The organism is Massilia sp. Root351, assembly GCF_001425045.1.
Classification (GTDB): Bacteria; Pseudomonadota; Gammaproteobacteria; order Burkholderiales; family Burkholderiaceae_D; genus Rugamonas.
Genome location: NZ_LMDJ01000032.1, coordinates 290,917 through 312,311, shown reverse-complemented (window position 1 = coordinate 312,311; position 21,395 = coordinate 290,917). Strand labels below are relative to the sequence as shown.

Sequence of the window (21,395 nt, the reverse complement as noted above, 5' to 3'; positions counted from 1 at the left end):
ATGTGTTCCGTAAAAAGAGCCGTACCCGCAGTCTAGCCGAACAAGCCGTGCAGATACCAGCGCGGTTCGGCTTCGCCCTCCTGGGCCCCCAGCCGTTCCCGGAATACCCAATAGTGCGCGTGGTCGCCGCCCTCGGCAATGAAGTAGTCGCGCGTTTGCCCCTCGCTCCACCAGCCGGCCTCGATGCGCTCGGCGTTCGACACCATGCGCAGCGGCGACATGTAGAACGGCCGGTGGTCGCGCATCAGCAGCGCAACCGGCTTGGGCAGCAGCCAGGCCGGGCGCGGCAGGCTTTGCGGCGGCATGCGCGCGCTCACGTCGGCCGGACGCAGCTTGTCGTGCACCGGCACCCAGGCGTTGGCCAGTTCGGGGCGGTAATCCGCCTGGGGCGACGCTTTCAGCACATTGTCCGCCCCCAGCCGCGCCACCAGCAGCTCGAACAGGCGCTCGCGGTCTTCCTTGCTGCCGCCCGGCTCGGGGAACAGCGAGTCGGTCGGCGGCAGCATGGGCCGCACCTGCGCCGCCTCCAGGCACAGGCCGATCACCGGCGCCGCCAGGTCGGTCTTGGCCAGGCGCTCCTTGAGCAGGCGCAGCAGGTGCTCGTCGCGCCACACCGGTTCGGCCAGCGCGATCTCGATGGCCGTCGGCGGGCGCGCCACCTTGCCCCGCTCATGCTCGAGCAACAGCTTCACGCGCTCCACCGCGAACTGGCGCGCACACAGCCAGCCCACCATCTGCTGCAGCAGGCGCTGGGCGCCGTGCAGCAGCGCGTCCGCATGCTCGATGCGGTCGAACAGCTCCAGCCTGGCGCTGAAGGTGGGCGCCGCCTCCACCCACTGGTGCAGCTCGGGCGCCTCGCCGTGCGCCTCGTCCAGCATGTCCAGCAGCGCGCGGCCGCAGCGGCGCTGCAGGCCGGGGCGCGGCAGCCGCCGCAAGTCCGCCAGCGTCAAACAGCCCATCCCCTCGAACCAGTTGAGGAAGGGCCGCGCCGGCGGCGGCAGGCTGCTGGGCAGCGGCGCCAGGCGCCGCGCCATGCTGTCGATTTTTAAACAGCGCCCGCCGCCGCTGCGCGCCAGCAACCAGGCGCCACGCGCGGTGGGCGCGCAGCTCAAGACGGCGCTAAAGCCCAGCGCCCGCATGCTGCCGCGCACCAGCGCGCACAGCTTGCGGACACCGCCGAACAGGCGCAGGCTGGCGCCGATGTCGATCAGCAGCGTGGCTTCCTCGGCCTCGGCCACCAGCGGCGTATAGCGCAGCAGCGCCATGGCCACCGCGTGCGCGGCCTCCTGCTCGCGCAGCGGCGCGCGCTCGTGCAGCTGGGCATCGGGCGCCATCAGCAGCACGCCGCCGCGCCGCATGCCCATCCGCACGCCGGCGGCATGCGCCAGCGGCGACAGCGCCAGCACGCCGTCCTGCTCCAGCACCACGCTGCAGTTATCCTCCGACCAGCTGGGGCAGAATACTTCGAGCGGGAGCCGTGGCAGGTAGAGGCCGATCCAGAGACGCATGACGCTGTAGCAAAGAAGGTGGCAAGGGCAGGAACAGCGGCGCGTCGCGCTGCGGCCCCCGGCGTTTTACGAATTCGATGTTGATGCCGCCCGGCGCCGAGCGCAGCGCCAGGCGCAGCGGCGCGGGCGAGGCGTCCTGCGCGGCGGCCAGCGGGCGCATCAGGCAAAACAGCGTGTCCCCGCTTTGCGCCGCCAGGTGCAGGCGGCGCAGGTTTTCGCTGCGCATCTGCGTCTGCCACAGCAGCAACGCGCCGCAGCAGCCGCTGCGCAGTACCTGTTCAGCAGCCCACAGCGCGTCCCCGCTTTTTCCCGTGCTGCGTATCCACACCATTTGCCCCGGGGGCAGGCCCAGCGCGGCCAGCGCCAGCCCCTGCGGGATCTGCGGCGGCGCCAGCAGCACCACCGGGCGCTTTGAGGCCGCCACCAGTGCCGGTCGCAGCAAACGGATTTCGCCGATGCCCTGCTGCTGCAGCATCAGCTCGGTCAGCGTGCCCAGCGGCCAGCCGCCGCCCGGCAACTGGGCCGACAGCGCCGCGTAACCGGTGTCCACGCAGCGCGTGGCCGCATGCGCCAGCTGCGAGGCCAGCCACAGCGACGGGTGCAGGCTTTCAGGGGTGGCAATAGTGGCGTTGCTAGACATGGGGGAATCAAGTAAATACTGTACAAATACACAGTACTATTTACTCCCGGTTTTGGCAAGGACTACTTGCGGTCTGTGCCTCCGGGAAAGCTTGCGCATGCTGTAAGATGAGCATTAAAACCATTCTCCATGGACATCAATGACCACCATCCAGCTTATCGGCGCCATCCTGTTCGGACTGGCGCTGGTCCACACCTTCGCCGCCAAATCCATTGAAATCCTGGCCCACCGCTACCCGCGCCACGCCGGCCTGCTGCACCTGCTGGGTGAAGTGGAGGTGGTGTTCGGTTTCTGGGCCACCATCCTGATCGTGGCGATCGCCATCGTGGCCGGCGGCGAGAACGCCATCGCCTATGCCGAATCGCGCCAGTACACCGAGCCCCTGTTCGTGTTCGTGGTGATGGTGGTGGCCGCGTCCTGGCCGGTGCTGAACGCGGTGCAGCGCGCCCTGCAGGCGCTGGCGCGGCTGGCGCCGATGCGCAATGAACTGGCGCTGGCCTGGCTGGGCCTGGCGCTGGTGCCGCTGGCCGGGTCCCTGATCACCGAGCCGGCCGCCATGACCCTGGCCGCGCTGACCCTGGCGCCGCTGGTGTTTCGCGACGGCATGCCCGAGCGGCTCAAGTACGCGGCGCTGGGCGTGCTGTTCGTCAACGTATCGATCGGCGGCACCCTCACCTCCTACGCCGCGCCGCCGGTGCTGATGGTGGCCGCCACCTGGGGCTGGGACAGCGCCTTCATGGCCGCCCAGTTCGGCTGGAAAGCCACGCTGGCGGTGCTGGTCAACGCCACCGCCGTCTGCTTCGTGCTCAAGCGCCACCTGCGCCCGGCCGGCGCGTCTGCCGAGAGCGGCGGCGCGGCGCAGGTGCCGCTGCTGGTGTCGCTGATCCACCTGGGCTTTTTGGCGGGCGTGGTGCTGCTGGCCCACCATCCGGTGATGTTCCTCGGCCTGTTCCTGCTGTTCCTCGGCTTCACGCAAGCCTACCAGCGCTACCAGCAGCCGCTGATCCTGAAGGAAGGCTTGCTGGTGGGCTTCTTCCTGGCCGGGCTGGTGGTGCTGGGCGGCATGCAGCAATGGTGGCTGCAGCCCATCGTCTCCAGCCTGGCGCCGGTGGCGCTGTTCTTCGGCGCGCTGGGCCTGACCGCCATCACCGACAACGCCGCACTGACCTACCTCGGTTCGCTGATCGACGGCATGTCGCCGCAAGCGCAATACATGCTGGTGGCGGGCGCCGTCGCAGGCGGCGGCCTGACGGTGATCGCCAACGCGCCCAACCCGGCCGGGGTGTCGCTGCTGCGGCGCGGCTTCCAGGACGAATCGATCGGCGCCGTCGGCCTGCTGCTGGGCGCCCTGCCGCCCACCGCCGTGGCCGCCGCCGCGTTCTTCCTCTAGGAGCCGAATATGGATCCGCATCGTCGACGCAGCGCCTGGCGCCTGCAAGCAAGCCTGCTGGCGGCGAGCCTGCTCGCTTGCTTGCAGGCGGCAGCGCAGACCTCCTTCGACTGCAGCAAAGCGCAACCCGGCACCATCGCCGGCAGGGTCTGCCGCGACCCCGCGCTGGCCAAGCTGGACCGCGCGCTGGGCCAGACCTACGGCGCCGCGCTGAAGGCTGCCGCCGGCGAACGCCCGCCGCTGCTCCAGGCGGAACAGCGCGGCTGGATCAAGGGGCTGGAAGAATGCCGCAAAGAGGCCGACGCGCGCGCCTGCGCCGAACAGTCCTACCGGCGCCGCAACGCCGAGCTGCAGGCGCGCTACCGCCTGGCGCCCGGCAACGGCCCGGTCAGCTACGTCTGCGACGGCATGCCCGCCGACGCAGTGCGCGCCACCTACTACCGAACCGAGCCGGCAACGCTGATCGCCGAACGCGGCGGCGCCGTTTCCGTCATGTTCCAGCAGCCCGCCGCCTCCGGCGCCAGATACGAAGGCCGCAACGAGATGCTATGGGAACACCAGGGCAACGCCACCATCCGCTGGGGTTACGGCGCCAAGGAAATGCAGTGCGTGCGCATAGCCCCCGAATAACATCGCAGCAGGACCTGGCCATTTGCCGACCGTGCGAACACTGTCACCTTTTGCACGGATAAAGTGGCGCACCAAGCCATTCTCAATGTGATGGCAGTGGATGAAGAGCCGCCATAAGTTCAAGCCGCGGCATCAAACACCTCCTGCAGCTTGGCGGCCAACTGCCTCGCATCGAACAGCACACTATCGGCGTCCGCCACCTTGTTAAATTCCAGCAGCGCTTGCTACAGCGTAGCCGCCGTACGCAATAGACATTGGGTGCCATGATTGCTTCCGAACCTCCTGCCCTGCGTCATATCCCGGCCCGCGCAAGCCGGCATTCGAAACAATCTGGATGCTTATTTGATAAATTTCTTGACTCCAACTCGAAGTGATCCTAAAGTGATATCACTTTGATGTCACAACCAACAGGGAGTCCAGCATGAATGCAGCACATATTCGCCGCGAAACGGCGTTTTCCTCGGTCAGCGGCTATACGGCGGCGGTGGCCGCCCTGGCGCTGATCGCACTGGCCGGGCTCGGCGTGCGGGGCGGCCTGCACCCGGTCCTGTGCATCATCGCCGCCCTGCTTGGCCTGGTGAGCTTTGCCGGGCTGTACATGCTGCAGCCGAATGAAAGCGCCATCCTCACGCTGTTCGGCAAGTACATCGGCACCGACCGCAGCGAAGGCCTGCGCTGGGCATTCCCGCTGTACATCAAGCGCAAGCTGTCGGTGCGCGCCCGCAATTTCAACGCGCCCACGCTGAAGGTCAACGACAAGCGCGGCAACCCGGTCGAGATCAGCGCCGCCATCGTCTGGCGCGTGCGCGATACGGCCCAGGCGGTGTTCGAGGTGGATGATTTCGAGCGCTATGTGTCGATCCAGGCCGAAGCGGCCTTGCGCCACCTGGCTTCGCAGTACGCCTACGACGAGGGCGAGGACTTGCCGAACGGCGAGACCACGCTGCGCGCCGGCATGGACGTGGTGGCCGAAGCGCTGAAGGTGGAGCTGCAGGCGCGCTTCGACGCGGCCGGCGTCGAGGTACTGGACGCCAAGCTGACGCACCTGGCCTATGCCGCCGAAATCGCGCAGGTGATGCTGCGCCGCCAGCAGGCCGAAGCCATCATCAGCGCCCGCGCCAAGATCGTGCACGGCGCCGTGAGCATGGTGGAGGCCGCGCTGAAGGGCCTGGCCGAACGCGATATCGTGGAGCTCGATGCCGAGCGCAAGGCAGCCATGGTGAGCAACCTGCTGGTGGTGCTGTGCTCGGACAAGGAAACCCAGCCCATCATCAACACGGGCACCCTGTACAACTAGCGGCAGAACAGCATGGCAAGCCCAGGTAAAAAAGCCTACCCCTTGCGGATCGATCCGGCGCTGTGGGACGAAATCCAGCGCCTGGCGGCGCGCGACCTGCGCAGCGTGAATGCGGAAATCGAATTCCTGCTGCGCGAGGGCCTGGCGCGCCGGGGCGTGAAGCTCAAGGACGATGGCAACGGCGGCGGCAGCGAGCCGGCGGCGGAATAAGCCGGGCCGGCGCGCTCATGAGACCACGCGCCGGTGCTTGGCGAAGAAGTCCAGCATCATCTTGCTGGCGTCCGGGCCAGCCTTGGCGTTGAAGGACAGCGCCGGATCGCCGCCGCTCCAGGCGTGCTCCAGGTCGGCGATGCGCGCCACGCGCAGCAGCACCCTCCCCTTCGCGCTGTAGTCGCGTATCTCGTGCGCGTTGCGCGTGTGGCCGCGCCGCGCGCGCTCCACCACTGTCACCTCGGTCCCCGCCGGCAGCCGGTTCAGCAGCAGGCTTTGCTGCACCAGCTGCGCCTGGTTGACGGGACGCACGATCTTGTCGCCCTCGCCCTGGATCAGGATGGTGGGCATGAGCGGGAAGCCGGGCCGCCGCAGCAGCACCTGCCGGATCGCGGCGGAGGCCTGCAGGCCGGCGCCGTGCTGCATCACGCTCAAGGCGCCGACGGTACTGTGCCCGCCGCCGTAGGCCGGCCCCGAATGCAGCCCGACTGCGGCGATCAATTCCGGATGGTTCAGCGCCAGGATGTTGGCCATGCCAGCCCCGGCGGAAATGCCGCACACGTAGATGCGCTTGCGGTCGATGGGGTAGTCGCTGCAGACCTTGCCGATCACGGCGGCGATCAGCGCGGTGTCGCCGCCGCCTTCCTGCGTAGACTTGTCATACCAGCGCCAGCAGCGGTGCGCCTGCGTGCTGGCCGCCTGCTGCGGATACAGCACGGCATAGCCTTTCTGCTCGGCCAGCCGGTTCATGCGCGTACCCTGGGCGAACTGGGTCGCAGTCTGGTGGCAGCCGTGCAGCATGACGATCAGCGGCAAGCCATGGCGCACGGCAGCCTGGGGAACCTGGTGCGGCAGATACAGCCAGTAACTCATCGGCTGGGCCGGCACCTGGCCGGGTTGCGGCATTGCCGCATAGTGCGATGCTAGCCAGCGGCCGGGCAGCACGGACACGTCCGGCCGCGCGTGCTGGCGGATCGGCATGCCGTCCGGCGCCGACAGGGCGGCACGGGGCGCCGCGGCGGGCCGGGACGGTGCGGCGCCGCGCCGCGCCGGGACGGCGGGCTTGGCCAACGCCGCCACCTTGGCCACCTTGGCCACCTTCACCACCTTCGCCGCCTTGGCTTTCGGCTTGGCCTTCACGGCGGGCACGCCGAACAGCTGGGTCATTAATTTCTGCTGCGACTTCCCCGCGCGGGTAATGCTGCGCAGCAATCGTGCGCCAAAGATGGGCTTGGCCATGCGACACTCCTGATTCACTATGTTGCAGTGCAATATAGCGGAGCGAGCGGTCTCCATCGGTGCGCCAGCGCACGGGATCGCAGATTAAACTTCCTCACCGAATGCAGCAGTAACCGCCATGCGCGGACAAGACAGGGTGGCCGGCAGGTGGGACTGCGTTGGCCGCCCTGCCGCGCACCCTTTACCCATGCCGGCGCCTAGCGCTGCATGGATTCCCATACCTTCTGCAAGCGCTTGGCCGACACCGGCATCGGCGTGCGCAGTTCCTGCGCGAACAGCGACACGCGCAATTCCTCCAGCATCCAGCGGAACTCCACCAGCTTGGGATCGGTGTTGCGGCCGGCGGCCTTGTCGCGCATCAGGCGCTGGTACGGCGCGGCGGCGGTCTGCCACTCGGCCATCAGCTTGGCGTCGCGCGCGGGATCGGCGCGCAGCTTCTCCAGGCGCACATTCATCGCCTTCAGATAGCGCGGGAAATGCGCCAGCTGCGCATAATCGCTCTCGAGCAGGAAGCGCTTGTGCACCAGGCCCTGCAGTTGTGCCTGCATGTCGGCCGCCACCTGCGCGTTGATGCCTTGCAGGCGTTTCGGCAGGCCGTGGAACTCGGTCAGCACCTGCGACAGCAGGCGCGCCACCTCGTTCACCAGCAACACCAGGCGCGACTTGCCTTCGTCCTTGCGCTTGGTAAAGGTGGCGGCGTCGGTCGGCAGCGGGTCCTGCAGGCAGGCGATGTCGAGCGCCTTGTTGATGATCTGGTCGCGCAGTTCCTCCTGCGTGCCCATGGACATGAACTGCATGCCCATCTGCTGCAGGTTGGGAATGCTCTTTTCCACGAACTTGATCTGGTCCTTCATCTGCAGCGCAAACAGGCGGCGCAGGCCGACCCGGTGCGTGCGCGCCGCCACGGTGGGGTCGTCGAACACTTCCAGGTCGCAGTGCGTGCCCTTGTCCACCAGCGCCGGGAAGCCGATCAGGGTCAGCTTGCCCTGCACGATTTCCAGCAGCTCAGGCAGCTCGCCGAAGGTCCAGGCGCTGATGCCGGTGGTGGCCGATTGCGCGGCCGGCGCACTTGCGGCGGCGCGCGCGGCGGCGGCCGGCTGGGCGCCAGACTTGCCGCCCCTGCCGCCGCCGGCAGTGTCCGGCGCCGCGCCGCGCGCCGCGTCCGCAGCGATGCCGCCGTGCGCGAGCTTGCCCGCGCCGGCCGCGGCGGCGCCGGCGCCAACCGTGCCGGCGCGCAGCTGGGTGCCGGCCGGCGCGGTGGCCTCGGCCATCTTCTGGAAACTCTGGCGCGCCTGCATGCCGTACTCGGCCTGCAGGGTGGCCAGGTTGCGGCCCATGTCCAGCTGGCGGCCGTGCTCGTCGATCACCTTGAAGTTCATGAAATGGTGCGCAGGCAGCGTTTCCGGCTTGAAGTCCGTGGTCAGCACGCCGATGGTGATCTCCTTGCGGATATCGGCAATGATGGCGTCGATCAGGTCGCCGTGTCCGAAAGCCAGCGCGGCATGCACGCGCTCGCAGAACCTGGCCGCGTACTCCGGCAGCGGCACGCAATGGCGGCGCAGCTTTTGCGGCAGGGACTTCAGCAACAGGTGCACCTTCTCCTTCAGCATGCCCGGCACCAGCCACTCGCAGCGCTCGCGCGAGAGCTGGTTCAGCGCATACAGCGGCACCGCCAGGGTCACGCCGTCGCGCACGCTGCCCGGCTCGAAGTGGTAGGTCAGCGCCATTTCCAGGCCGGCCGCCATCATCGTTTTCGGGAACAGGTCGGTGGTCACGCCGGCCGCCTCGTGGCGCATCAGCTCGTCGCGGTTCAGGTACAGCAGCGTCGGTTCGGCGGCAGTCGCCTCCTTGTGCCACTTCTCGAAACCGGCGCCGTTCACCACGTCGGCCGGGACCAGCTTGTCGTAGAAGGCGGCGATCAGTTCGTCGTCCACCAGCACGTCCAGGCGGCGCGACTTGTGCTCCAGGTTCTCGATCTCCTTGATCAGCTTGTGGTTGTGCGCGAAGAACGGCGCGCGGGTGTCGTAGTCGCCGCCCACCAGCGCGTCGCGGATGAAGATCTCGCGCGCTTCCTGCGGATTGAAGGCGCCGTAGTTGATGCGGCGCTGGCTGTACACCACCAGGCCGTACAAGGTGGCACGCTCGGACGCCGTCACTTGCGCGCTGCGTTTTTCCCAGCGCGGCTCGCCCCACGATTTCTTCAGCAGGTGCCCGCCCACCTTCTCCAGCCATTCCGGCTCGATCTTGGCCACGCAGCGCGCGTACAGGCGCGTGGTTTCCACCAGCTCGGCGGCCATGATCCACTTGCCCGGCTTCTTCAGCAGGTTAGAGCCCGGCCAGATATGGAACTTGATGCCGCGCGCGCCGAGGAAGCCGGCGCCCGGTTCGTCCTCGCCCTTGAAGCCCACGTTGCCCAGCAAGCCGGTCAGCAGCGCCAGGTGCAGGTTCTCGTAGGTGGCCGGGGCCTCGTTCATGCGCCAGCCCTGCTCCTTGACGATGGTGAGCAGCTGCGAGTGCACGTCGCGCCATTCGCGCAGGCGCACTTGCGACAGGAAGTTGCTGCGGCAGTTTTCCTGCAGCTGGCGGTTGGTCTTCTTGTGTTCAATCGCGTTTTCGAACCAGCGCCAGATCTTGATGTAGCTGAGGAACTCGGACTTCTCGTCGGCGAACTTCTTGTGCGCCTCATCGGCCGCCTGCTGGTGCTCCACCGGGCGGTCGCGCGGGTCCTGCACCGACAGCGCGGCCGCCACGATCAGCACTTCCGTCAGCGAGGCGTTGTCGTGCGCAGCCAGGATCATGCGGCCCACGCGCGGGTCCAGCGGCAGCTTGGCCAGCTTGCGGCCCAGGGGCGTGAGCTGGTTGTACTCGTCGACCGCGCCCAGTTCCTGCAGCAGCTGGTAGCCGTCCGCAATCGCGCGCGCCAGCGGCGGCTCGATAAAGGGGAAGGTTTCCACGTCCGCCAGGTGCAGCGACTTCATGCGCAGGATGACGGCGGCCAGCGAGGAACGCAGGATCTCGGGATCGGTAAACTTCGGGCGCTGCAGATAGTCCTGCTCGTCGTACAGGCGGATGCAGACGCCGTCGGCCACGCGGCCGCAGCGGCCGGCACGCTGGTTGGCGGCCGATTGCGCAATCGGCTCCACCTGCAGCTGCTCGACCTTATTGCGGTAGCTGTAGCGCTTCACGCGCGCCAGGCCGGCGTCCACCACGTAGCGGATACCGGGCACGGTCAGCGACGTCTCGGCCACGTTGGTGGCCAGCACGATGCGGCGCGCGTTGGAGGTGCGGAACACCCGCTCCTGCTCCTCCACCGAAAGGCGGGCGAACAGCGGCAGGATCTCCACGTGCGGCGGATGGTGCTTGCGCAGCGCCTCGGCCGCGTCGCGGATCTCGCGTTCGCCGGGCAGGAACACCAGCACGTCGCCCGAGCCGATGCGGCACACTTCGTCCACGCCGTCGATCACCGCGTCCATCAGGTCGCGCTTTTCGCGCGCGGCGGCAGCCTTGCCCTGCTGCGGGGAAGGATTGGCGGCGTTCGGGCCGCCCATGGCCACCTGGTCGCGCTCCACCGGGCGATAGCGCACTTCCACCGCGTACAGGCGGCCCGACACCTCGATCACCGGCGCCGGCTTTTCAAGCGTGCCGAAGTGGCGCGAGAAGCGGTCGGCGTCGATGGTTGCCGATGTGATGATGATCTTCAGGTCCGGGCGGCGCGGCAGCAGCTGCTTCAGGTAGCCGAGCAGGAAGTCGATGTTCAGGCTGCGTTCGTGGGCTTCGTCGATGATGATCGTGTCGTAGCCCTTGAGCAGCGGGTCGGTCTGGGTTTCGGCCAGCAGGATACCGTCCGTCATCAGCTTGACGGAGGCGCCGCGCATCAGGGTGTCGGCGAAGCGCACCTTGAAGCCGACATTCTCGCCCAGCGGCGTGCCCAGTTCCTGCGCGATGCGCTTGGCGGTGGACGAAGCGGCGATACGGCGCGGCTGCGTGTGGCCGATGATGCCGTTGCGGCCGCGCCCGAGCTCCAGGCAGATCTTCGGCAGCTGGGTGGTCTTGCCCGAGCCGGTTTCGCCGGACACGATGATGACCTGGTTCTTCATCAGCGCCTCGGCGATCTCGGCGCGGCGGCCGGAAACCGGCAGGTCTTCAGGGAAGGTGATCGGCGGGATCGGATTGCGGAACGCCGCCTCGGCCGCGCGCGCGGCCGCTTCCTCCGGCGTCAGGCGCGGGCCGCGGCCAGCGCGTTCCCCCTCGGCGCGCAACGGACGCGCGGCGCCTTCCGGGCGCGGCTCGCCGGCGCCGCGAGGCTGGCGCGGCTCAGCGGCCACACGCGGCGGACGCGGTTCGCCGGCGCCACGGGACTGGCGCGCATCGCCGTCCGCACGCGGTGCGCGGCCCTGGCCGGCCTGCCCGGTGCGCGGCTGGCCGGGCGTGCCGGCGCCGGACTCCGCGCCGGGAGCGCGCGCAGCGCGGCCGTCCGGCCCACGCTGGCCGCGCTGATCGCGGCGCTGCCCATCCCGGCCGCTCTGGCCGTCCTGGCGCCCTTGTGGTGCGCGCGTCACAGCGGGCGCAGCGCCCTGCGGGGCGGCGGCGACGGTGGCGGGAGCGTTGGATGGCTGCTGCGGGGTGGAAACTGGTGGCTTCTTGCTGGCTTCTGACATGTTTTTTACTAGTATTTGGCGCGAAAACCGCGCACCGAATTATAATGCGGCAAATGGAAAATCCTACCCAATTCGTCCAATGGCTGCGCTCAGTCGCGCCCTACGTCCACGCTTTCCGCGGCAAGACCTTCGTGGTCGCCTTCCCCGGCGAACTCGTATCGGCTGGCGCCCTGCCGGTGCTGGCCCATGATTTGTCGCTGCTGCAGGCACTCGACATCAACGTGACCGTGGTCTACGGCTCGCGCCCGCAAGTGGCCGAGCAGCTCGCGCTGCGCAACGTGGAAGGCCGTTTCCACAACGGTGTGCGGATTACCGACACCGCCGCCATGGAATGCGCCAAGGAAGCGGCCGGCGAGCTGCGCCTGGACATCGAGGCCGCGTTCAGCCAGGGTTTGCCGAACACGCCGATGTCCAACGCGGCCATCCGCATCATCTCCGGCAACTTCATCACCGCCCGCCCGCTCGGCGTGATCGACGGCGTGGACCTGGAGCTGACCGGCATCACGCGGAAGGTGGACGCCGAAACCATCCACTCCATCCTCGGTTCGGACGGCCTGGTGCTGCTGTCGCCGCTGGGCTTCTCGCCCACCGGCGAAACCTTCAACCTGACCATGGAAGACGTGGCCTGCAGCGCCGCCATCGCCCTGCACGCCGACAAGCTGATCTTCATCACCGAAACCGACATGATGACGGACGCCGGCGGCACCGAGATCCGCGAACTGTCCTCGCACCAGGCCGAAGCCGTGCTGCAAGCCGGTTTCCTGCCCGACGCCACCGCATTCTACTTGAAGCACTGCGTCAAGGCCTGCAACAACGGCGTGGACCGCTCCCACATCGTGCCGTTCGCCATGGACGGCTCGGCGCTGCTGGAACTGTTCACCCACGATGGCGTGGGCACCATGATCTCGCACGAGAACCTCGAATCGCTGCGCCAGGCCACGATTGAAGACGTGGGCGGCATCATCAAGCTGATCGAACCGCTGGAAGCGGACGGCACGCTGGTCAAGCGCGGCCGCGAGCTGATCGAACGCGAAATCGACCTGTTCTCGGTGATCGAACACGACGGCGTGATCTTCGGCTGCGCCGCGCTGTATCCGTTCCCGGAACAAAAAATGGCCGAAATGGCATGCCTGACCGTCAACCCCGACGTGCAAGCCCAGGGCGACGGCGAACGCATCCTCAAGCACATGGAGAACCGCGCCCGCGCGCTGGGCCTGAGCAAGCTGTTCGTGCTGACCACCCGCACCGCGCACTGGTTCATCAAGCGCGGCTTCGTGCCGGCCACCGTGGACGCCCTGCCGAAGGACCGCCAGCGCATGTATAACTGGCAGCGCAAATCCCAGGTTCTGGTTAAAACCTTATAATCACGCTTTCACCACCGCATTTAGGAGCACCAAAGATGGCCCGCACCGTCCATTGCATCAAACTGAACAAGGAAGCCGAAGGCCTGGATTTCCCACCGTATCCGGGTGAACTGGGCAAGAAGATCTACCTGTCCGTATCGAAAGAAGCGTGGGCCGCCTGGCTCAAGCACCAGACCATGCTGGTCAACGAAAACCGCCTGAACCTGGCCGACCAGCGCGCGCGCAAATACCTGGCCACGCAGATGGAGAAACACTTCTTCGGCGACGGCGCCGACGCCGCAGCCGGCTACGTGCCGCCGGCGGACTAAAAAAAGGCGCCGATGGCGCCTTTTTTTATCGCTGCTTTATCGCTGCTTTATCGCTGCAACGGCTTGCACTGGCGCAGTTCGCACTTGGCAAGATAGGCCTTGCCGTCGCCGCAGGCCATGCGGTATACCTCGACCGGTCCGGGTTCGGACACCAGCCCCGCACCGGGGCCGCCGTTGCCGTCGCAGCCAGCCTTGCGGGCCATGCGTTCCACCGTGGCCGACGACATGCCGGCCCGGAACGCCACCTTCTCGATCTCCACCCCGTCCGCCATGACGCGCTTGCTGCCGTCGCTGGCCAGTTCGGACACCACCGGCTTGCGCACCGTTGCCGCGCGGCGTGCCGCTTCCGCTTCCTGGTCCTTGTCCTTGCCGAACGGCAGATAGGAACAGGCACTCAACATCACAACGTTCAGCAACAGCAACGGCAACAGCAAGCGTTTCATAAGTGTCCTGGGGGGGAAGAATTAGTAGGCCAGCGTGCGCACGCCGTCCGGCGTGCCCAGCAGGCAGACGTCGGCGCCGCGTGCGGCGAACAGGCCGACGGCAATCACGCCGACGATCTGGTTGATCTGCGCTTCCAGCCCTTTCGGATCGGTAATCGCCAGGCCGGCCACGTCCAGGATGTTGCCGCCATTGTCAGTGACGAAAGCCTCGTCGCTGCCCGGCTTGACACGCAGCTTGGGCTGGCCGCCCAGCGCGGCCAGCTGGCGCGCCACGGCGTTGCGCGCCATCGGCAGCACTTCCACCGGCAGCGGGAACTTGCCCATCACGTCCACCAGCTTGGAACCGTCGGCGATGCAGACGAACTTCTTCGATACCGACGCGACAATCTTCTCGCGCGTGAGCGCCGCGCCGCCGCCCTTGATCATGGCGCCCTGCTCGGTGATCTCGTCGGCGCCATCGATGTAGACGGCGATCTCGGCCACGTCGTTCAGGTCCAGCACGGGAATGCCGTGGCCGGCCAGCCGCGCGGCGGTCGCCTCGGAGGACGCAACGGTACCCTTGATCTGGTGCTTGATCTTGGCCAGCTCATCAATGAAGAAATTGGCGGTCGAGCCGGTGCCGACGCCGATGATGTCGCCTTCCACGTAGGCGATGGCGGCGCGGGCTACTGCTTGTTTCAGTTCGTCTTGGGTCATGGTAAAAGTATTAAGAAGGGAAGATCGGATTGCCGCTATTTTAGCGGATCGCCACCGACAACACTCGCAGAACCCCGGTCGGTATGCGAAAATGGCATCCCAGACAATAGCCCGCAGGATCGCTCATGGAGTCCGTCCAACAGATACTGATCGTCGACGACAGCCGCGTTTCGCGCCTGATGGCACGCCAATACATCCTCAGCATGCATGCCGACTGGATCGTCGAGGAAGCCGCCTCGGGTGAAGAAGCGCTGCAGAAAGTGGCCAGCTTCACCCCTGCCCTGGTGCTAATGGACGTCAATATGCCCGGCATGGGCGGCCTGGCCGCCGCCGAGCAGCTGCGCGCCCTGCTGCCACTGGCCCACATTTCGCTGCTGACCGCGAACGTGCAAAGCGCTACCCGCAACCGCGCGGCCGAAATCGGCGTCGGCTTCATGGAAAAGCCCATCACCGAGGCCCGCATCGCCCAGCTGATCGCGCCGCTGGAGGCATGAAGATGCCCTTTTCCCTGTCCGAACTGGAACACGACGCGCTGGTGGAGATCTTCAACATCGGCGTCGGCCAGGCTGCCGCCGCCATGAGCGGCATCGTCAACGAAGCCGTGACGATGTCGGTGCCTTCGATCAGCTTCCTGAACCGGGCCGACGCGGCCGCCCTGCTGGGCCACCGCGACGAACAGCGCGAGCGCATCTGCGGCGTCAGCCAGCACTATGCGGGCGCCTTCCAGACCGAAGCCATCCTCATGTTCCCCGAGGACAAGAGCCTGGAAATCGTGCGCCTGATGGTCGGCGAGCTGGTGCCGCTGTCCGAGCTGACCGAGATGGAACAGGAGGCCATGAGCGAGATCGGCAACATCATCCTGAACTCCTGCATCGGCACGCTGGCCAACATCTTCGAGCAGGAGCTGCAAGGCTCGCTGCCGGTGTACCACGTCGGCACCAGCGAAGACATCCTGAACGCCTCCGGCACGGCAGCCGCATCGGTGGTGATGATGCTGCACATCGACTTCATCCTTGAAATGCACCAGATCCACGGCTACGTCGCGTTCATCCTCGACGTGTCCGCGCTGCACGACCTGAAGCAGCAAATCAACCTGTACCTGCGTCGCGTGACGGGCCAAGGCTGACGATGGCAGTGGAAGCAAACCGTCTCAGCCTGCTGGAAAGCGTGCTGGCCGCCGTGCACGTCGGCGCGATTGTCCTGGACGGTGCCGGCCGCATTGTGCTGTGGAACCGCTGGATGGAGCAGTACTCCGCCATGCCCGCCAGCGAAGTGCTGTGCCGCGAGTTCTACGCGCTGTTCCCGGAAATGCGCAGCCAGCGCATCGGCATGGCGATCCAGCAGGCGCTGGCCAGCAACTTCCCGTCGCTGCTGTCGCAAACACTGAACAAGTCGCCCTTCCCGCTGCACGCCGACCGCGCCGCGGCCGAGCGCGGCGAGCGCCTGCAGCAGGCCATCGCGGTCACGCCGGTGGCGGTGGCCGGCGCCGAGCGCCACTGCCTGATCCAGGTCACCGACGTCAGCATTGCCGTCAACCGCGAAAAAGTGCTGCGCGAGCAGGCCATGGTGCTGCGCTCGCAGACCTTCTCGGATGGCCTGACCGGAGTGGCCAACCGGCGCCATTTCGACGTCGCCATCGACAAGGAACAGCGGCGCGCCAAGCGCAACGGCGCCAACCTGTCGCTGCTGATGATCGATATCGACTGCTTCAAGGCCTATAACGACCACTACGGCCACCAGCAAGGCGACCAGTGCCTGATCCAGGTATCGAACGCGCTGGCGGCCATGCTGCACCGCTCAACCGACCTGCTGGCGCGCTACGGGGGCGAGGAATTCGCCATCATCCTGCCGGACACAGACCCCGACCAGGCCATGATGATGGCCGAGGCATTGCGCCAGCGTGTCCTGGCGCTGGGCATCGAACACCGCTGCGCGGCCGAAGGGCGCCGGCACGTCACGGTCAGCGTCGGCCTGGCCACGCACAGCCCGGCCCAGCCGTTCGACGTCCCCGCCCTGATCGGCGCCGCCGACCGCGCGCTGTACGCCGCCAAGCACGCCGGCCGCAACCGCGTCGCCGCGCACGAGCAACAGGCACTCGGCCGTTGACACACGCCGGGCTGGCCGATTCCAGCGACCACCGGTATCTGGCAAGACACTAACGCTATGCCATCATGGCATGCTCAAATCCAAACCGAACATTTTGCCAAAGACCAGGGTGACAAACCCCAGGCCCAGGAGCAAGAGCAGGAAGACTGCGGCCACCATGCCGCTGGTGCGCAGCACCGCGCGCCTCTCCATCGCCTTCTCCGTCTCCTTCGCCCCTTGATCGTAATGCCACTTGATGGCGAAGAACATGCCCGTGCCGAGCACGAGCACCTTGAAGGTAACCAAGACTACAGGGATCCAATCCATCATTTTGCGTATTTCCAGGCTATGTGCGGTTGCTGCACGCTCTGCGTCATACTACACAAAAGCAATTTCCATACATTGAGACAAAATGTCCCAGTTGAAAACCACACAAGATGAGAACGGGCCGGGCTGGCGGCTGCGATAGGCCGTGCGGGGCGATGGCCCTGCCCGGACCAGCTGGTCCGGCAGAGCCATCGGGCAGCCTTAGCGCAGTGCGCTGGCGGCTGTGGCCAGGGCGGTGATGCCGGCCCAGTCGCCGGCTTGCATCAGCTCTTTCGGGGTCAGCCAGGAGCCGCCCACGCAAGCCACGTTCTTCAGTTTCAGGAACTGCGGCGCGGTCTCGATGGAGATGCCGCCGGTCGGGCAAAAGGTGATGTCGCCCAGCGGACCGGCCAGCGCGTTGAGCATGCCCACGCCGCCCGCCGGCACGGCCGGGAACAGTTTCAGCTGCTGGAAGCCCTGCTCGCGCGCGGCCATCACTTCGGACGGCGTCATCACCCCCGGCAGCAGCGGCAGGCCGCTGCTCCTGGCGGCGGCGATCAGCGCCGGGGTCAGGCCCGGCGACACGCCGAACACCGCGCCGGCGTCGCGCGCGGCGGCAAATTCTTCCGGCTGCGTCAGCGTGCCGACGCCGACGATCGCGCCCTCCACCGCCGACATGGCCTTGATCGCGCCCAGGCCGTGCGTGGTGCGCAAAGTGACTTCCAGCACGCGGATGCCGCCCGCCACCAGCGCCTTGGCCAGCGGCACGGCGTGCTCGGGATCGTCGATCGCAATCACGGGGATCACGGCGGAGGTGCGCATAATGTCCAGCAGGGTCATGGTCAGTCCTTCTTCATCGAGAAATCTTCATCGGAGCCGGGCACGGTGTTGCCCACCGTGTTGCCGTCATGCAGGGAGACAGTAGTCGGAATCGGCGACGGCAGCGAGAACGTGGTGGCACCCTTCTCTGCTTCGCATACGCTGTTGCGGAACATGGCGAACAGCTCGCGGCCCATGCCCACGCCGTTCGGCGACAAGTCGGCCGTGGCCAGCGAGCGCGCATGCCACACGTCGCTCGGCACCAGCGCTTCCAGCGTGCCGGTGAAGGCGTCCACGCGGATGATGTCGCCGTCGCGCACCAGGCCGAGCGGTCCGCCGGCCAGGATCTCGGGCGACACGTGGATGGCCGCCGGCACCTTGCCGGACGCGCCCGACATGCGGCCGTCCGTCACCAGCGCCACCTTGCGGCCGGCATCCTGCAAATTGGCCAGCGCCGGGGTCAACGCGTGCAGTTCCGGCATGCCGTTGGCGCGCGGGCCCTGGAAGCGCAGCACGGCCACGAAGTCGCGGTCCAGGCTGCCGGCCTTGTAGGCGGCCATGAAGTCTTCCTGCGAATTGAACACCAGCGCCGGCGCTTCCACCGTGCGGTGCTCCTCCTTCACGGCCGACACCTTCATCACGGCGCGGCCCAGGTTGCCCTGCACCAGCACCATGCCGCCGTCCGGCGAGAACGGGTTGCTGTGCTTGCGCAGCACCTTCTCGTCGCCCGATTCGGCCACGGCGTCTTTCCACACCACACCGTCGTTGCTCTGGTTCAGGAAAGGCTCGGTGCAGTGCGCGCGCAGGCCCTTGCCCAGGATGGTGGTCACGTCGTCGTGCAGCAGGCCCGCGTCCAGCAGTTCGCGGATCACGAAGCCGGTGCCGCCGGCGGCGTGGAAGTGGTTCACGTCGGCGTCGCCGTTCGGGTAGATGCGCGTGAGCAGCGGCACCACGGCCGACAACTCGTCGAAGTCATTCCAGTCGATCACGATGCCGGCCGCCTTGGCGATGGCCACCAGGTGCAGCGTGTGGTTGGTGGAGCCGCCGGTGGCCAGCAGGCCCACCACGGCGTTGACGATACATTTCTCATCGACGATGCGGCCCACCGGCAGGTACTCGCCCTGCTCGGTGATTTGCGCGGCGCGCTGGGCCGCGGCGGCGGTGAGCGCGTCGCGCAGCGGCGTGTTCGGCGTGATGAAAGCGGCGCCAGGCAGGTGCAGGCCCATTACTTCCATCAGCATCTGGTTGCTGTTGGCGGTGCCGTAGAAGGTACAGGTGCCGGCGCCGTGGTAGGACTGGGACTCGCCTTCCAGCAGTTCGTCGCGGGTGGCCTTGCCTTGCGCGTAGCGCTGGCGGATGGCGGCCTTTTCCTTGTTGGACAGGCCGGTGGTCATCGGACCGGCCGGCACGAACACCGCCGGCAGGTGGCCGAAGTGCAGCGCGCCGATCAGCAGGCCAGGCACGATCTTGTCGCACACGCCCAGGTAGACGGCGGAGTCGAACATATTATGCGACAGGGCGATGCCGGTCGACATGGCGATGGCGTCGCGCGAGAACAGCGACAGTTCCATGCCGGGCTGGCCCTGGGTCACGCCGTCGCACATGGCGGGCACGCCACCGGCGAACTGCGCCACCGCGCCGACCTTGCGCACGGCATCCTTGATGATGGCCGGGAAGCCTTCGAACGGCTGGTGCGCCGACAGCATGTCGTTGTAGGCCGAAACGATGGCCACGCTGGGCTTCTTCAGCTCTTTCAGCGCCAGCTTGTCGTTGGGTGGAAAAGCGGCGAATCCGTGCGCCAGGTTGGTACACGCCAGCACGCCGCGCTGCGGGCCTTTGACGCGCGCCGCCTCCAGGTGGGCCAGGTAAGCGCCGCGCGAAGGCCGGGAGCGCTGGATTATCCGTGCTGTTACGGTTTCAAGTACAGGATGCACCGCCATGATCGTTCCTTATGAAGTAATTGCATGAAATTTTACTACAAAATTGGCAGAACGCACGCCCTTTCTTATCAATACAGGTCTGCCGCGCCCCCGATTCCCGGCCGTGGAATACGCTCCGTAGCCCGTCCAATTGAACATTTGTAGTGAATTTACCTGTTTTTCCTGTATTATGGACAATATCCCCCAAACCAGAGCCGACACATTATGCGCCAGCCCGCCCTCACCACCACCGCCGCCTACCAGGCCCTCGCCGCCCACCACATCGACATCCAGGACAAGACGCTGCGCCAACTGTTCGCCGCCGATCCCAAGCGCTTCGAACGCATGTCGCTGGACGCCGCCGGCCTGTACCTGGACTATTCGAAAAACCGCCTGACGGCCGACACCATCGCCCTGCTGGCCAACCTGGCCCGCACGCGCGGCGTGGAGCAGCGCCGCGACGCCATGTTCGCCGGGGAAAAAATCAATACTACCGAAGGCCGCGCCGTGCTGCATACGGCGCTGCGTATGCCGCGCGGCAAGGCATTGAATGTGGCGGGCCAGGACGTGGCGGCCGACGTGCACGCGGTGCTGGACCGCATCCGCGTGTTCAGCGACAAGGTGCGCAACGGCTCCTGGCTGGGCCACAACGGCAAGGCCATCACCGACATCGTCAACATCGGCATCGGCGGCTCGGACCTGGGCCCGAAAATGGCCTGCCTGGCGCTGCGCTCCTACTCGCACCCGCGCCTGAAGATGCACTTCGTTTCCAACGTGGACGGCCACGACATGGAAGCCACGCTGGCGCAGGTGAACCCGGACAGCACGCTGTTTATCGTCGCCTCCAAGACCTTCACCACCGCCGAGACCATGCTCAACGCCCAGACCGCGCGCAGCTGGTTCCTGCGGCACGGCACCGAGGCCGCGCTGGCCAAGCACTTCGTGGCCGTGTCCACCAACACGCAGGCAGTCACCGCCTTCGGCATCGACCCCGACAACATGTTCCCGTTCTGGGACTGGGTCGGCGGCCGCTACTCGGTGTGGTCGGCCATCGGCCTGCCGGTGGCGCTGGCGGTGGGCTTCGGCTACTTCAGCGACTTCCTGGCCGGCGCGCACGAGTTGGACGAGCACTTCCGCAGCGCGCCGCTGGAGCAGAACCTGCCGGTGCTGCTGGCCATGATCGGCTTCTGGAACCGCCAGTTCCTGGGTTGCGCTTCCCTTTCCATCGCCCCCTACCACCAGGACCTGAACCGCTTCCCGGCCTACCTGCAGCAGCTCGACATGGAAAGCAACGGCAAGCGCGTCACGCGCAACGGCGCCGCGCTGGACACGCCGACCTGCCCGGTGGTCTGGGGCGAATGCGGCACCAACGCGCAGCACGCCTACTTCCAGCTGCTGCACCAGGGCACCGACATCGTGCCGATGGACTTCATCGCTGCGCTGCGCCCGACCCACGACCTGCCCGACCACCATGACGCGCTGCTGGCCAACTGCTTCGCGCAGTCGGAAGCGTTCATGACCGGCAAGACCGAGGATGAAGTGCGCGCCGAACTGAAAGCGCAAGGCCTGGCGCCCGAGCAGATCGACCAGCTGGCGCCGCACAAGACCTTCCCCGGCAACCGCCCGTCCAACACCATCCTGGTGGACGTGCTGAGCCCCGCCGCGCTGGGCGCGCTGATCGCGCTGTACGAGCACAAGACTTTTGTGCAAGGCGTGCTGTGGGACGTGAACAGCTTCGACCAGTGGGGCGTGGAGCTGGGCAAGGTGCTGGCCAAGAACATCCAGTCCGAGCTGACGGGCGAAGCGCAGCCCGCGCGCCACGACAGCTCCACCAACGGCCTGATCGCGCTGGCCAAGGCCGCGCAGAACCTGCGCTAAGGACA

19 protein-coding genes are annotated in these 21,395 nt (G+C 67.0%); 10 read left to right on the top strand and 9 right to left on the bottom strand.

Features of this window, described 5'->3' with window-relative positions; translation table 11 throughout:
• Positions 1-32 precede the first annotated feature (32 nt).
• Positions 33-1,508 (bottom strand): DNA polymerase Y family protein, encoded by a 1,476-nt coding sequence (locus ASD15_RS24320; RefSeq protein ID WP_057157619.1) that lies wholly within the window; start codon positions 1,506-1,508, stop codon positions 33-35.
• Positions 1,435-2,148, bottom strand: coding sequence for a translesion DNA synthesis-associated protein ImuA (gene imuA, locus ASD15_RS24315; protein ID WP_057157618.1), 714 nt, complete (start codon positions 2,146-2,148; stop codon positions 1,435-1,437). The genes ASD15_RS24320 and imuA overlap by 74 nt, the downstream gene beginning before the upstream one ends.
• A 139-nt stretch (positions 2,149-2,287) precedes the next feature.
• Between imuA and ASD15_RS24310 the strand changes: the two genes are divergently transcribed.
• The 4 genes from ASD15_RS24310 (at position 2,288) to ASD15_RS24295 (ending at position 5,675) form a co-directional block, all read left to right on the top strand.
• Positions 2,288-3,538, top strand: a complete 1,251-nt coding sequence (locus ASD15_RS24310; RefSeq protein WP_057157617.1) for a putative Na+/H+ antiporter — start codon at positions 2,288-2,290, stop codon at positions 3,536-3,538.
• Positions 3,539-3,547: 9 nt separating this feature from the next.
• On the top strand, positions 3,548-4,168 hold the full coding sequence (locus tag ASD15_RS24305; RefSeq protein ID WP_057157616.1) for an MliC family protein: 621 nt from the start codon (positions 3,548-3,550) through the stop codon (positions 4,166-4,168).
• A gap of 421 nt (positions 4,169-4,589) precedes the next feature.
• Entirely contained in the window at positions 4,590-5,465 is an 876-nt protein-coding gene (locus tag ASD15_RS24300) for an SPFH domain-containing protein (RefSeq protein WP_057157615.1), read from the top strand.
• A gap of 12 nt (positions 5,466-5,477) precedes the next feature.
• Entirely contained in the window at positions 5,478-5,675 is a 198-nt protein-coding gene (locus ASD15_RS24295; protein WP_057157614.1) for a hypothetical protein, read from the top strand.
• Positions 5,676-5,690: 15 nt separating this feature from the next.
• Here the strand turns inward: ASD15_RS24295 and ASD15_RS24290 are convergent, their stop codons facing one another.
• A complete protein-coding gene (locus ASD15_RS24290; RefSeq protein ID WP_057157613.1) occupies positions 5,691-6,914 on the bottom strand; it encodes a PHB depolymerase family esterase in 1,224 nt (407 codons plus the stop codon).
• Positions 6,915-7,111: 197 nt separating this feature from the next.
• Positions 7,112-11,572 carry an ATP-dependent RNA helicase HrpA gene (gene hrpA, locus ASD15_RS24285; RefSeq protein WP_229418318.1) on the bottom strand — a complete coding sequence of 1,487 codons (4,461 nt, stop codon included), beginning with the start codon at positions 11,570-11,572 and terminating at the stop codon, positions 7,112-7,114.
• Positions 11,573-11,625: 53 nt separating this feature from the next.
• Between hrpA and argA the strand changes: the two genes are divergently transcribed.
• Entirely contained in the window at positions 11,626-12,936 is a 1,311-nt protein-coding gene (gene argA, locus ASD15_RS24280; RefSeq protein ID WP_057157612.1) for an amino-acid N-acetyltransferase, read from the top strand.
• A gap of 35 nt (positions 12,937-12,971) precedes the next feature.
• A complete protein-coding gene (locus ASD15_RS24275) occupies positions 12,972-13,244 on the top strand; it encodes an oxidative damage protection protein (protein WP_057157611.1) in 273 nt (90 codons plus the stop codon).
• A gap of 47 nt (positions 13,245-13,291) precedes the next feature.
• On the opposite strand, the gene ASD15_RS24270 is transcribed toward ASD15_RS24275, so the two are convergent.
• Both ASD15_RS24270 and rpiA read right to left on the bottom strand, forming a co-directional pair.
• Positions 13,292-13,687 (bottom strand): hypothetical protein, encoded by a 396-nt coding sequence (locus ASD15_RS24270; protein ID WP_057157610.1) that lies wholly within the window; start codon positions 13,685-13,687, stop codon positions 13,292-13,294.
• A gap of 21 nt (positions 13,688-13,708) precedes the next feature.
• Positions 13,709-14,383 carry a ribose-5-phosphate isomerase RpiA gene (gene rpiA, locus ASD15_RS24265; protein ID WP_057157609.1) on the bottom strand — a complete coding sequence of 225 codons (675 nt, stop codon included), beginning with the start codon at positions 14,381-14,383 and terminating at the stop codon, positions 13,709-13,711.
• A 125-nt stretch (positions 14,384-14,508) separates the two neighbouring features.
• On the opposite strand from rpiA, the gene ASD15_RS24260 reads away from it, so the two are divergent.
• The 3 genes from ASD15_RS24260 to ASD15_RS24250 are packed head-to-tail and all read left to right on the top strand — an operon-like array spanning position 14,509 to position 16,489.
• Positions 14,509-14,877, top strand: coding sequence for a response regulator (locus ASD15_RS24260; RefSeq protein WP_057157608.1), 369 nt, complete (start codon positions 14,509-14,511; stop codon positions 14,875-14,877).
• A complete protein-coding gene (locus ASD15_RS24255; protein ID WP_057157607.1) occupies positions 14,874-15,509 on the top strand; it encodes a chemotaxis protein CheX in 636 nt (211 codons plus the stop codon). Before ASD15_RS24260 ends, ASD15_RS24255 begins: the two co-directional genes overlap by 4 nt.
• A gap of 2 nt (positions 15,510-15,511) precedes the next feature.
• The gene (locus ASD15_RS24250) at positions 15,512-16,489 is read left to right on the top strand and encodes a sensor domain-containing diguanylate cyclase (protein WP_057157606.1); all 978 of its coding nucleotides are present in this window, start codon (positions 15,512-15,514) and stop codon (positions 16,487-16,489) included.
• 63 nt (positions 16,490-16,552) lie between these two features.
• Here ASD15_RS24250 and ASD15_RS24245 read toward each other — a convergent pair whose 3' ends face one another.
• From ASD15_RS24245 to edd, 3 genes are all read right to left on the bottom strand, one after another.
• Positions 16,553-16,798 carry a hypothetical protein gene (locus ASD15_RS24245; protein ID WP_057157605.1) on the bottom strand — a complete coding sequence of 82 codons (246 nt, stop codon included), beginning with the start codon at positions 16,796-16,798 and terminating at the stop codon, positions 16,553-16,555.
• 198 nt (positions 16,799-16,996) lie between these two features.
• Positions 16,997-17,614 carry a bifunctional 4-hydroxy-2-oxoglutarate aldolase/2-dehydro-3-deoxy-phosphogluconate aldolase gene (gene eda, locus ASD15_RS24240; protein WP_200954076.1) on the bottom strand — a complete coding sequence of 206 codons (618 nt, stop codon included), beginning with the start codon at positions 17,612-17,614 and terminating at the stop codon, positions 16,997-16,999.
• A 2-nt stretch (positions 17,615-17,616) separates the two neighbouring features.
• Positions 17,617-19,533, bottom strand: coding sequence for a phosphogluconate dehydratase (gene edd / locus ASD15_RS24235; RefSeq protein ID WP_057157603.1), 1,917 nt, complete (start codon positions 19,531-19,533; stop codon positions 17,617-17,619).
• 204 nt (positions 19,534-19,737) lie between these two features.
• Between edd and pgi the strand changes: the two genes are divergently transcribed.
• A complete protein-coding gene (gene pgi / locus ASD15_RS24230; RefSeq protein ID WP_057157602.1) occupies positions 19,738-21,390 on the top strand; it encodes a glucose-6-phosphate isomerase in 1,653 nt (550 codons plus the stop codon).
• Positions 21,391-21,395 lie beyond the last annotated feature (5 nt).